Annotated in this window: 11 protein-coding genes; 2 read left to right on the top strand and 9 right to left on the bottom strand. The window is 71.8% G+C overall.

All coding sequences use genetic code 11. The features are described 5' to 3' along the window. Positions 1-461 precede the first annotated feature (461 nt). Positions 462-1,853, top strand: a complete 1,392-nt coding sequence (locus ACWFR1_RS25110; RefSeq protein ID WP_453554756.1) for an aldehyde dehydrogenase family protein — start codon at positions 462-464, stop codon at positions 1,851-1,853. 52 nt (positions 1,854-1,905) lie between these two features. Continuing rightward, complete coding sequence (locus tag ACWFR1_RS25105; protein WP_453554754.1) at positions 1,906-2,988, top strand: Zn-dependent alcohol dehydrogenase; 1,083 nt, start codon at positions 1,906-1,908, stop codon at positions 2,986-2,988. Positions 2,989-3,034: 46 nt separating this feature from the next. Here the strand turns inward: ACWFR1_RS25105 and ACWFR1_RS25100 are convergent, their stop codons facing one another. The 9 genes from ACWFR1_RS25100 to ACWFR1_RS25060 all read right to left on the bottom strand — a co-directional run bounded on the left by ACWFR1_RS25100 (position 3,035) and on the right by ACWFR1_RS25060 (position 11,046). Beyond that, a complete protein-coding gene (locus tag ACWFR1_RS25100; protein ID WP_453554752.1) occupies positions 3,035-3,970 on the bottom strand; it encodes a PDR/VanB family oxidoreductase in 936 nt (311 codons plus the stop codon). Continuing rightward, positions 3,967-5,457, bottom strand: a complete 1,491-nt coding sequence (locus ACWFR1_RS25095; RefSeq protein ID WP_453554750.1) for a purine-cytosine permease family protein — start codon at positions 5,455-5,457, stop codon at positions 3,967-3,969. The genes ACWFR1_RS25100 and ACWFR1_RS25095 overlap by 4 nt, the downstream gene beginning before the upstream one ends. Next, positions 5,454-5,765: a Rieske (2Fe-2S) protein gene (locus ACWFR1_RS25090; protein ID WP_453554748.1), complete on the bottom strand. Its 312-nt coding sequence runs from the start codon at positions 5,763-5,765 to the stop codon at positions 5,454-5,456. The genes ACWFR1_RS25095 and ACWFR1_RS25090 overlap by 4 nt, the downstream gene beginning before the upstream one ends. Beyond that, positions 5,762-6,649 carry an iron-containing redox enzyme family protein gene (locus tag ACWFR1_RS25085; RefSeq protein WP_453554746.1) on the bottom strand — a complete coding sequence of 296 codons (888 nt, stop codon included), beginning with the start codon at positions 6,647-6,649 and terminating at the stop codon, positions 5,762-5,764. The genes ACWFR1_RS25090 and ACWFR1_RS25085 overlap by 4 nt, the downstream gene beginning before the upstream one ends. Next, the gene (locus ACWFR1_RS25080; RefSeq protein ID WP_453554744.1) at positions 6,646-7,449 is read right to left on the bottom strand and encodes a dihydrodipicolinate synthase family protein; all 804 of its coding nucleotides are present in this window, start codon (positions 7,447-7,449) and stop codon (positions 6,646-6,648) included. Before ACWFR1_RS25080 ends, ACWFR1_RS25085 begins: the two co-directional genes overlap by 4 nt. Before the next feature lie 83 nt (positions 7,450-7,532). Then, entirely contained in the window at positions 7,533-8,093 is a 561-nt protein-coding gene (locus tag ACWFR1_RS25075; protein WP_453554742.1) for a DUF6190 family protein, read from the bottom strand. Further along, the gene (locus ACWFR1_RS25070) at positions 8,083-9,261 is read right to left on the bottom strand and encodes an aminotransferase class I/II-fold pyridoxal phosphate-dependent enzyme (RefSeq protein ID WP_453554740.1); all 1,179 of its coding nucleotides are present in this window, start codon (positions 9,259-9,261) and stop codon (positions 8,083-8,085) included. The genes ACWFR1_RS25075 and ACWFR1_RS25070 overlap by 11 nt, the downstream gene beginning before the upstream one ends. Before the next feature lie 233 nt (positions 9,262-9,494). After that, positions 9,495-10,211: a DsbA family oxidoreductase gene (locus ACWFR1_RS25065; RefSeq protein ID WP_453554738.1), complete on the bottom strand. Its 717-nt coding sequence runs from the start codon at positions 10,209-10,211 to the stop codon at positions 9,495-9,497. A gap of 34 nt (positions 10,212-10,245) precedes the next feature. After that, positions 10,246-11,046 (bottom strand): MBL fold metallo-hydrolase, encoded by an 801-nt coding sequence (locus ACWFR1_RS25060; protein WP_453554736.1) that lies wholly within the window; start codon positions 11,044-11,046, stop codon positions 10,246-10,248. Positions 11,047-11,078: the final 32 nt, after the last annotated feature.

The following is an 11,078-nucleotide window of genomic DNA, read 5'->3' as shown; positions in this document are numbered from 1 at the left end:
AGTATCGGGACGACCCTCCGCCTTGCGATCGCACGCACCAGACGCCGCCCGGCCTGCCCTTCGGGCAGACGACGCTACTTTCGAAACACGCCCTACGAGCGGGCCGTTACTGGGGAATTACCCGAGGTCCGGGGGCGGGGCGCCGGTGCAAGGGGGCTTCCGTCAGTTCCGGGGGCGTACGGCTGTGCGGGGCGTCCGTGGACAGGGCCGGCGCGCGGCGGCACGATCGGTTCGGTACTGAGACCGGGGGCACTCCCGGGGGCCCTGGCGCCGGAAAACTAACAGCGCTAGTTTGGGTCCGGACGGCGAACCGGTCGGTAACGTCCGGTCGGCGATGTCCGGTCGAGAACGCCCGGTCGAGAACGCCCGGTCGAGAACGCCCGGTCGGGAACGTCCAGTCAGTACCGCCGGTCGGCGACATCCGGTCGGTGACGCGAGTCGGCAATGTGAGGAGACAGCGGATGAAGGCCCACGACGCGATGTACATCGGCGGGGAGTGGCGCCCCGCCTCCTCGGCGGAGACCATCCCCGTGATCAACCCGGCGGACGAGCAGGTCATCGCCCACGTCCCGGCGGGCACCGCCGAGGACGTCGACGCCGCCGTACGCGCCGCCCGCGCCGCGCTCCCCGGCTGGGCGGCCACCCCGCCTGCCGAGCGCGCCGCCCGCGTCGCCGCCCTGCGCGACGTGCTCGCCGCCCGCGCGGAGGAGATCGCCGCCACCGTCACCGCCGAGCTGGGCGCCCCGCCGCAGCTCGCCGCCGCCGTCCACGCGGGCCTGCCGGTCGCCGTCGCCGGCTCGTACGCCGAGCTGGCCGCCTCCCACCCCTTCGAGGAGAAGGTCGGCAACTCCACCGTCTACGCCGAGCCGGTCGGTGTCGTCGCCGCGATCACCCCCTGGAACTACCCGCTCCACCAGATCGTCGCCAAGGTCGCCCCCGCGCTCGCCGCCGGCTGCACGACCGTCCTCAAGCCCGCCGAGGACACCCCGCTCACCGCCCAGCTCTTCGCCGAGGCCGTCCATGAGTCGGGCCTGCCGGCCGGTGTCTTCAACCTGGTCACCGGCCTCGGCCAGGTCGCCGGACAGGCCCTCGCCGAACACCCGGACGTGGACCTCGTCTCCTTCACCGGCTCCACCGCCGTCGGCCGCCGCATCGGCGCCCTCGCGGGCGGCGCCGTCAAGCGGGTCGCCCTCGAACTGGGCGGCAAGTCCGCCAACGTCATCCTGCCGAGCGCCGACCTCCCCAAGGCCGTCGCCGTCGGCATCGCCAACGTCATGTCCAACTCCGGCCAGACGTGCAGCGCCTGGACCCGGATGCTCGTCCCCGCCGAGCGGTACGAGGAGGCGGTGGCGCTCGCCGCCGAGGCCGTCGCCAAGTACGTCCCCGGCGAGCGCGTCGGCCCCCTCGTCAACGCCAAGCAGCGGGACCGCGTCCGCGGCTACATCGAGAAGGGCGTCGAGGAGGGCGCCCGGCTCGTCGCCGGCGGCCCCGAGGCCCCGCGCGAGACCGGCTACTACGTCTCCCCGACTGTCTTCGCCGACGTCACCCCGGACATGACCATCGCCCGCGAGGAGATCTTCGGCCCGGTCGTCTCGATCATCCGGTACGAGGACGAGGCCGACGCGCTGGCCATCGCCAACGGCACCGAGTACGGCCTCGCCGGAGCCGTCTGGGGCGAGCCCGAGGCGGCCGTCGCCTTCGCGCGCCGCATGGAGACCGGCCAGGTCGACATCAACGGCGGCCGGTTCAACCCGCTGGCCCCCTTCGGCGGCTGGAAGCAGTCCGGCGTCGGCCGGGAGCTCGGCGCGCACGGCCTCGCCGAGTACCTCCAGACGAAGTCCCTCCAGTTCTGACCGGTCACGTCCCGCCGTCCCGCCAGATCCGAGCGCAGAAGGAGCAACGAGCGTGATCCGCGCAGCCGTCCTGCCCGCCGTCGGCTCTCCCCTGGAGATCACCGGCATCGAACTCCCCGAGCCCGGGCCCGGCCAGGTCAGGGTCCTGCTCGCCGCGGCCGGGGTCTGCCACTCCGACCTGTCCCTGTCCAACGGCACGATGCGCGTGCCGGTCCCGGCCGTCCTCGGCCACGAGGGCGCCGGCACCGTCGTCTCCGTCGGCGAAGGCGTCACGCACATCGCCCCCGGCGACGGCGTCGTCCTCAACTGGGCGCCGTCCTGCGGCAGCTGTCACCCCTGCTCGCTCGGCGAGGTCTGGCTCTGCGTGAACGCACTCAGCGGCACCGCGAACATCCACGCCCGCACCGAGGACGGCACCGAGCTCCACCCGGGTCTCAACGTCGCAGCCTTCGCGGAGGAGACGGTCGTCGCCGCGAACTGCGTCCTGCCCGCCCCCGACGGCGTACCGCTCACCGACGCCGCCCTGCTCGGCTGCGCCGTCCTCACCGGCTGGGGCGCCGTCCACCACTCCGCACGGGTCAGGGAGGGCGAGACCGTCGCGGTGTTCGGCGTCGGCGGCGTCGGCCTCGCCACGCTCCAGGCCGCGCGGATCGCGGGCGCGTCCACGATCGTCGCGGTCGACGTCTCGCCCGAGAAGGAGGCCCTGGCGAGGGCGGCCGGTGCCACCGAGTACGTCGTCGCCTCCGAGACGACGGCGAAGGACATCCGGAAGCTGACGGGCGGCCACGGCGTCGACGTGGCCGTCGAGTGCGTGGGCCGCGCCGTCACCATCCGTACCGCCTGGGAATCCACCCGGCGCGGCGGCCGCACCACGGTCGTCGGCATCGGCGGCAAGGACCAGCAGGTCACCTTCCACGCCCTGGAGCTCTTCCACTGGGGCCGCACCCTGTCCGGCTGCGTCTACGGCAACTCGAACCCGGCCGTCGACCTGCCCGTCCTCGCCGAGCACATCAGGGCCGGCCGGTTCGACCTCGGCGCCCTCGTCACCGAGCGGATCACCCTGGACGGCATCCCGGCGGCCTTCGACAACATGCTCGCGGGCAAGGGCGGCCGGGCCCTGGTGATCTTCCCCTGACGCACGGGCCCGCACCGTCCGGCGACGGTGGTGCGGGCCGCTCCCGTCACAGATCCAGGGTGAGGCGCGGGCCGCGCGAGCGGCCCACGCAGATCATCATCGTCGTCCCCGAGGCCCGCTCCTCCTCGCCCAGGACCGCGTCGTGGTGTTCGGGCGTGCCCGCGAGGACCTTCGTCTCGCACGTGCCACACCAGCCCTCCTCGCAGGAGTACGCGACGCCCGGCAGTACCTCGCGCACGGCGTCGAGCAGCGACCGGCCGGGCTCGACCCGCACGGTCCGCCCGCTCCGGCGCAACTCGACGTCGAAGCCCCCGGTGTCCGGGGAGTCCGGGACGACCGCGGGCGGCGGCGCGCCGAACCGCTCCGTGTGCAGCGCCCCCGGCCACCGTTCCTCCACGGCCCTGAGAAGTCCTTCCGGACCGCAGCAGTAGACGGCCGTCGAGGCGGGCAGACCGGTGAGGGCGGCGTCCAGGTCGGGCAGCCCCGCCGTGTCCTGCGGGACGAGCGTGACGCCGGGGAGCTCGGCGAGCTCGTTCCGGTACGCCATCGCCGCGAGGCTCCGGCCCCCGTACAGCAGGGACCACGACCCCGGCGGCAGCGAGCGGACCATCGGCAGCAGTGGGGTGATGCCGATGCCGCCCGCGATGAACAGATGGCGCTCCGCGGGGACGAGCGGGAAGCGGTTGAACGGGCCCCGGACCCCGAGGACCGTGCCCTCGCCGACGGAGGTGTGGAGCTCCTCGGAGCCGCCCCGGCCCGCGGGTTCGCGCAGGATCCCGAGGCGGTACGTGCTCCGGTCCGCCGGGTCGCCGCAGAGCGAGTAGTGCCGGACCGCCCCGGACGGCAGCGTCACCTCCAGATGCGCGCCGGGCTCCCACGGGGGAAGCGCGGCGCCCGCGGGATCGGCGAGCAGCAGTCCGAGGACGCCCTCGGCCTCCCGGACGGCCGACCGGACGGTGAGCCGGAACGTGGTCGTCGTCATGTGTCTCCTCTGATCGGGGCGCTGTCTCCTCCCGGCGCGGGGAAGGGCGGCAGCAGGGGCTCCGGCCACACCCGACACAGGGCCCGGTACAGCGCGGCGGCGACCGCGAAGGAGGCCGGCAGACTCAGGTCGACCCCGCCCGTCAGACCCGTCAACGGACCGGTGTACAGGGGGTTGTTGACCCACAGGATCCCGACGGCCGAGCCGACGGCGAAGGCCGCGGCGGCCCGCGGATTGACCCCGCGCGTGTACCAGTAGCGGCCGCCCCCGCCGGTGGTGAAGGTGCGCAGCGCCTCCCCGTCGTACCGGCCGCGGTGGAGCCCGTACCCGACGGAGAGCACCGCCGCCCATGGGGCGACGACCGTGAGCAGCAGCGTCACGAACGCCGACATCGCGTCCATCGCGTCGTACACCACCGCCCCGAGGTAGAGCGCGGCCGCGGCGAGCAGGGCGACGGCCGCCGTGACACCGGCCCGCGAGGCGCGCCAGAACACCGAGTTGGCGGAGAGCCCGGCCGCGTACAGGCACAGCCCGGCCTGCGGCAGGGTGCCCGCGAAGCCGAAGACGACGACCGCCACCGCGAACCAGCCGGGCACCGCGTCCGTCAGGCCCTGGAGCCACGGCTCGTCGGGGACGGGGAAGAGGGTCGTCACGTACGCGCCGGTGAGCAGCGCCGCGAGACTGCTGAGGAACATGGAGATCCCGCTGGCCCGCACGACCCGCCCGGTGGGCGTGCCCGCGGGCATGAAGCGGGTGTAGTCGCCCTGGAACGTCGCGTACGACAGGGGCATGGTCGCGGAGGCGGTGGCCGCGAGCAGCCAGGTGTGCAGCACGCTGCCGAGCGCGAGCGTCCCGCCGGCGTGACCGGCGTAGCCGGGGTCGAAGCGGGGGGCCAGGACGAGCACGGTGCCGAGCAGGACGGCCCCGCCGGTGACCGCCGTCACCCGGTACGTACGGACGAGCGTCTCGTGGCCGCGTACCGCGACGAGCGCGACCGCCGCCGCCGTCACGGCCATCGCGACCGTCAGCGCGCCGGGGCCCGTCGGGGTGGACAGCAGCCGGTGACCCGCGACCATGACGGCGGTGCCGCCCGTCCACACGGCGATGGCGAAGAAGCCGAGCGCCGTCACCACCGTGATGACGTTGCCGACGATCCTGCCGCGCACCCCGAAGTGCGCCCCGCTCGCCAGGGGGTCGTTGGCGCCGGTCCGGACGCCGAAGCGGGCGAGGGGCGCGAGCAGCAGCGAACCGACGGCGACGCCCACCGTGATCGCGCTCGCCGAGGCCCACCAGCCGAGGCCGAAGACCACGGGCAGCGCGCCGAGCACGACGGTCCCGAAGGAGAACTGCGCCGACGGCCAGATCCAGCCGAAGTCGGCCGGGGTCGAGGTGCGTTCGGCCTCGGGCACGGGCGCGATGCCGTCGTGCACGACCGCCGCACGGGGCGGCGTCACGAAGGACGCCGCCCCGGTCGGTGTGGTGGTCACGGGGCGCCCCCGGAGTCCTGGCCGGAGTCCTGCCCGGGCAGCACGTCGACGACCCGGAGCGCGGAGCACGCGGTGCCCGAGATCCGCTCGCCGCTCGTCAGATCGAAGGTCGTGTGGTGCAGGGGGCAGGTGATGCGCAGCCTGTCCCCGTCGACCCTGCCGTACTTGAGCCGGCCCCCGCGGTGGGGGCAGACCGCGGCGGCGAGCACCTTGCGGCCGCCGACCTCGACCAGCACCAGATCCTCGGTCACCTGCCGGACGACGGGCTCGTCGGCCACGCGCCGGCGCCCGGCGGGCACGGCCGTCATCCGACGGTCTCCCGTGCCCGCGCGACCGCCGCCTCGGTGGCCGCGCCGACGATCTCGGAGGCCACCCGCACGCCCGCCCAGATCTTCGCGAGGTCCGGTTCGTCGAGCGCCCGGATCGCCGTCCGCATATGACTGCTGTGGTACGTGTCGATGTAGAGGTGTTCGGTGTAGTAGGCGTCGTGGACGATGCCCAGCCGCCGGGCCGCCCGGGCGAAGCTCTGGAAGCCGTACAGCACGCTGGTCTCGAAGTAGGCGTACGCCCCCAGGAAGTACTGGGGCGAGGGCGCCCGGCTCGCCAGCCAGTGGAACATGTTGACGTAGGCGTAGCACTCGGGGCTCGTCCGGTCGAGGTAGTCGTCGAGCCGGGTGCTCATGCCGAGCTCGGTGAGCAGGTCCCGGTAGAGCTGGGAGTGGGCCTTCTCCTCGTTGCCGCAGCCGAGTTCGTCGATGAGGACCCGGAAGACCGCCATGCCCGAGCGGTACGGGAGCCGGGGCACGACCGGGAGCAGCGACTCGGACTCGGTGAGCCCGTCGAGAGCGAACTGCTCCACCACGGCCTTGAACTGTTCCAGTGTCGCGTGCTCGGCGAGGAAGGTCGCGCTCTCCGGGAGGGCGGCCTCCTCCTCGGCGAGGAACTCCTTGAGCGTCCCGAGCAGTTCGCCGGTGTTCGCGAACCGGGGCGCCGCGGCCTCGTAGCCGCGGGCCGCCGGCAGGATCCACCGCTCCTCGATCGCGGTCATCGATCCGTAGTCGCCGAGGCTGGGAACCCGCCGGTAGAGGGCGTGCAGATCGCGCTGGGCGGTCGCGGCGGGGGCCGTGACGGAGTGCGCGACGACCGGAGCGCCGGTGGAGACGGAAGGGGAGGGGGAGGGCGAGGCGCTCATGCCGCCTTGACCTCCTCGGCCGTGGTGGGCGAGCTGATCACGCCCCGCTGGTGCAGTTCCTTCTTCACCCAGCGGTACCAGTCGTCGAGGAAGACTCCGTACCGCTCGCAGACGGTGTTGATCTCCGCCTGGCGTTCGGGGGTCGGGTCGACGAGCATCGCGTTGCACAGCGCCGGTTCGATGTTGGCCAGCGGGCCGATGAAGCCGTCGATGCCGCGGGCGTCGACGAGGAGGTTCTCCCAGCCCTCGAAGACCGGGATCCCGGTCTTCGCCTCGGCCATCCGCCGCGTGAACGCGGCGTCCCCGCTGGACTCCTTGATGCCGACGATCCCGGGGATCTCGCAGATCCGCAGCAGGGTGTCGAACTCGATCCGGTTACCCGACAGGGCCTCCTCGTTGTAGAGGAAGATCGGGATGTCGAGGGCGGCGCGGATGGCCCGGTAGTGGTCGACGATCCGGTCCTGCGTCACGTCGGCGCCGAACGGCGTGGTGACGACGACGGCGTCGGCGCCGAGCGCGGCGGCCGTGCGGGCCCGGTCGATCACCGAGTCGGTGTCCGGGAGCTGGATCCCGGCCAGCACGGGCAGGCCGTCGGCGTGCTTGACGGTGTACGTGACGACGTCCTGCCACTGGCGGGCGTCGAGCTTCCAGCCCTCGCCGGAGGTCAGGGCCGGCATGAGACCGGTGACCTCGGTGCGGATGTGGCCGATGAGGCGGGCGACGCTCTGCTCGTCGACGATGCCGTTCTCGTCGAGGGGGGTGATCAGCGGGACGATCGTCCCGGAGTAGGTGCCAGGCATGAGTGGGGTGCCCTTCGGAGGATGTGTCAGAGGTTCGAGCGAGTGTCAGAGGTCTGAGCGCGTGTCAGAGGTCCGAGCGCGTGTCAGAGTTCTGCGGAGGCGACCGTCAGGACCAGCGAGCGCCGGTAGAGGTCCTCCAGGTACGGAGGGAACAACGGATCCCCGGCCGGGGCGGGCGCGCCGGCCCCGGTGATCGGTACGACGGGGAGTCCGGCGGTGGGCCCGGCGGCCCCGAGCAGCCGGGGGCTCGCGGTGTGCAGCGTGCCCCCTCGGCCGATGACCTGCGCGAGCAGCAGGCGCTCGTGCGTGGGCAGGCCGTCGAGCCCGGGGGTGCCGAAGGCCCGGCGGACGTCCGCCTCGTCGTAGGCGATCCGGTCGATGGCGAGGTCCGTGTGGAGGACGTCCATGAAGGGGTAGTAGTCGTCCTGGACCCCGCGCTCGTACGCCCACACGAGGTCGTCGCAGCGGCCGACCTGCTCCCAGCTCATGACGACCCGGCCGGCGGTTCCGGCGGCGAGGCGGCCGGCGAAGAAGGCCTTCGCGGCGACGCGGACGGCGTCGTCCTCGCTGTGCATGCCCATGAAGAGCGTGGCGTCGATGAACACCGTGTCGGTGGAGATCACCGAGGTCTCGTCAGGCCGCATAGCGCTCGAGCACCTTCCGCATCCGCTCCATGGCGCCGGCGAACACCTCGGGCTCGCGGGCCAGGGCCAGGCGGATGAAGCGCTCGCCCTTCTCCCGGGTGTTCCAGTAGAAGAAGGTGCCCGGCAGGACGTACACCTCCTCGTCGAAGAGGACGGCCTGCAGCTGGGTGGCGGTCAGGTGCTCGGCGGTGATCCGGAACCAGGCGACGCTGGTGCCGACGACCGGCTCCTGGAACTCCAGGACGGTGCCGCTGAGCGCCGCGCGGGCGGCCTCGCCGTTGGTCGTGATGATGTCCCGCACCGAGGCGAAGCCGTCGGCGATGGAGTCCTCGACGTACTGCGTGACCATGTTGAGGACGAAGGGCGAGACGTTCAGGAGGACGCTGGTGTGGAGGTTGTAGACCTCCTCCTGGATGTCCCGGCTGGCGGTGATCATGGCGCACTTGGCGTCCTGGATCGGCCAGGTCTTCCCGGTGTCCTCCATGACCATGTACGTGACGCCGGACTCCTCCAGGAGCTTGTAGATGTCGACCCGGCCGACGCCCTCGTCGCAGAGCGCGAAGGAGGCGAAGCAGAAGTCCATGACCAGGACCTTGTCGTGGTCCACGCAGTAGCGGACGACCTCGCGGAAGCCCTCCAGCTTCTCGGCGAGCAGCGTGAAGCCGGTGGGGTTGTTCGGGTCGACGAGATAGAGGGCGTCCGCGTCGACCTGCTCGACGAGCCGGTCGTAGATGGCGTCCTTGTCGTGCAGTGCGGACTCCGCGAGCGGGGAGATCGGCACCTGCATGTTGCGCAGCAGGTCGACGAGGTTGTCGAAGCAGGGCTCCACGAGCTGCACCGACTTGCCGCGCTGCTTGAGGAACATGCCGGCGACCATGGTCGAGACGCTGGCGGAGTACGACAGGAGTGTGCGGTCCATCGCCCGGGCGGTGGGCTGCTGGTGCAGACGGAAGAAGGCGTCGATGAACTGGCGCTCGAAGTGGGCCTGCTGCTTCGACTCGGACTCGTGCCACAGGTCGGGCAGCCGCCGCACGATCGCCTCCTGGGAGGCGGACTGACGCTGGTGGGTGTGGGCGTCGGCAAGGTTGAACCGGGTCTTCAGCGCTTCGATCTCGTGCTGGGTGAGGTCGACGAAGGTGCTGACGTCTGCCTTGTCGGTCAACGACATGAAGAACTCCCGCTGTCGATACGGATCTGCTTCCGGAATTCCGGCCGCGGGAACGACTTTAGGAGCTTCGAGCGGCCTTGCGAATAATGGCCGGGTCACGCAATTAATAATCACCGCGATGTTCTCCCGATGAAAAAAGAAACGACGGCCGGGCGTTCCGCGATAGGGAATGCCTGACCGTCGTTCCGAGAATTAGGCCGCGCTTGGCTGTGAATTCAACTATTCAGTGGCTGCTATTCGGTGGCAGCCCGCAGGAGGATGTCCTCGTACACCTTCGGGTCGTCCGAGTGGATCACCGGCCAGCCGATGCCGTAGCCGCCCTCCCAGCCCACGTCGATGCCCGGGTTGGCGTGGTCGGACCCGTCGGACAGGAACAGGTGCGGGCTGCAGTTCACCCGGTCTGTACGGGACACGGCGGCGTGGTCCGAGAGCGACCGGCGCGCCCGGCCGTCGTCCAGCGCCTCGGCGAGGGCGTCGACGTCGACCGCGCCGGTGTCCCTGGCCACGTCGAGGATCACCTTGCGGTGGCTGATGGTGCGCGACTCGGCCCAGAAGGCCCGGCGCAGCCCGAGGTCGAGCTGCTCCGAGGCGTGCAGGCTCTGCTCCTTCGCGGCGAGGACCGCCTCCAGGGCGGGCAGTGTCGTCGACGGGTAGAGCCAGTCCTTGGCCTGCCACAGCTGCCAGCCCGCAGCCGGCTCCAGGCTGGCCATCCGGGCGACCTCGCTGTCCGTGCCGGGGCGCGGGCTCGGGGCGTCGTTGAGCAGTTCCAGCGGGAAGGCGCGCAGGTCGAAGGAGACCTGCTCCGACAGGCCCAGCCGGGCCCGGGTGGTGTGCAGCCGGTGGATGGCGATGTGCGCGAAGGAGCACCAGATGTCGGAGAAGACGGTGACGATTCCGCGCGGCGGGGTCAGGTCGACGGTGTTCGGGTCGGGGCGGGTCGGGTCGGACATGGTTCTCCTCGGTTCGGGAAGCGGCCGGCGGGGCTCAGCCGACGGGGGAGGCGTGGGCGTCGAGCGCCGCCTCGAGGTCGAGGTCGGCGCCGGGGAGCCAGGCGGGCAGGGAGGGGATGCGGGCCATCGCCTCGAAGAGGCGCGGTACGGCGTCCTCGCGGACGGTCGGCCCGTGGGCGCTGAGCAGTCGTGCGGGACGCAGTGCGGCCAGTTCGCGTACGGGCCGGAGGAACTTCTCCTCGTCGACCAGCGCGGTCCACGGGGCGATGGCCCGGTTCAGTACGTCGAAGCCGTGGAAGAATTCCGCCTCGCTGAGATCGGCGAAGTCCTGGGTTATTTCCTCGACCACGGTTCCGAAGCTGTCGGAGCTGTAGAGAGTACCGTCGGAATGGTCGAACACCGCGAGCGTCCCGGGTGAATCGAAGGTGGGCGGCCGATGAAAACTCAGCTCCCGGTCGCCGACCTTCACACGGCTTCCCGGGTTCGCCGTCACCACCCGGTCCTGCGGAATGGCGAATTCTTCCGATATTCGTGTCAGCGCTATCGCGTTGGTCAGCACCTTCGCGCGCGGCGCGGCCTCCAGGACGCGCGCCAGGGCGCCGGTGTGGTCGCGGTCGTCGTGGGTGACGACGATCCAGCGCAGATCCGCCGGGTCGATCAGTGACCAGAGGGAGTCCAGGAAGCCCTCCCGGTCGATCGGCATGCCGGTGTCCACGAGGAGCGGCTGGCCGGACCGTACGAGGAAGGCGTTGACCGGCTGGTCGCCGAGGTCGGGTATGGGCAGCGCCGAGGGGAGGACGTGGATGTCCGGCCCGGCGGTGTACGAGGCTTTCATGGCACGTCCCTCGGTCGGAGAGGCGGGGAGGC

The sequence above is a fragment of the Streptomyces sp. NPDC055103 genome (genome assembly GCF_053607625.1).
The sequence above is the reverse complement of the archived record's forward strand: the minus strand, read 5'-3'. Positions and strand labels throughout refer to the sequence as shown.

Coding starts and splice junctions, on each gene's coding strand:
- ACWFR1_RS25100 (WP_453554752.1), bottom strand. CDS start 3,970: ATGACGACGACCACGTTCCGGCTCACCGTCCGGTCGGCCGTCCGGGAG.
- ACWFR1_RS25060 (WP_453554736.1), bottom strand. CDS start 11,046: ATGAAAGCCTCGTACACCGCCGGGCCGGACATCCACGTCCTCCCCTCG.
- ACWFR1_RS25065 (WP_453554738.1), bottom strand. CDS start 10,211: ATGTCCGACCCGACCCGCCCCGACCCGAACACCGTCGACCTGACCCCG.
- ACWFR1_RS25090 (WP_453554748.1), bottom strand. CDS start 5,765: ATGACGGCCGTGCCCGCCGGGCGCCGGCGCGTGGCCGACGAGCCCGTC.
- ACWFR1_RS25070 (WP_453554740.1), bottom strand. CDS start 9,261: ATGTCGTTGACCGACAAGGCAGACGTCAGCACCTTCGTCGACCTCACC.
- ACWFR1_RS25110 (WP_453554756.1), top strand. CDS start 462: ATGAAGGCCCACGACGCGATGTACATCGGCGGGGAGTGGCGCCCCGCC.
- ACWFR1_RS25080 (WP_453554744.1), bottom strand. CDS start 7,449: ATGCCTGGCACCTACTCCGGGACGATCGTCCCGCTGATCACCCCCCTC.
- ACWFR1_RS25075 (WP_453554742.1), bottom strand. CDS start 8,093: ATGCGGCCTGACGAGACCTCGGTGATCTCCACCGACACGGTGTTCATC.
- ACWFR1_RS25085 (WP_453554746.1), bottom strand. CDS start 6,649: ATGAGCGCCTCGCCCTCCCCCTCCCCTTCCGTCTCCACCGGCGCTCCG.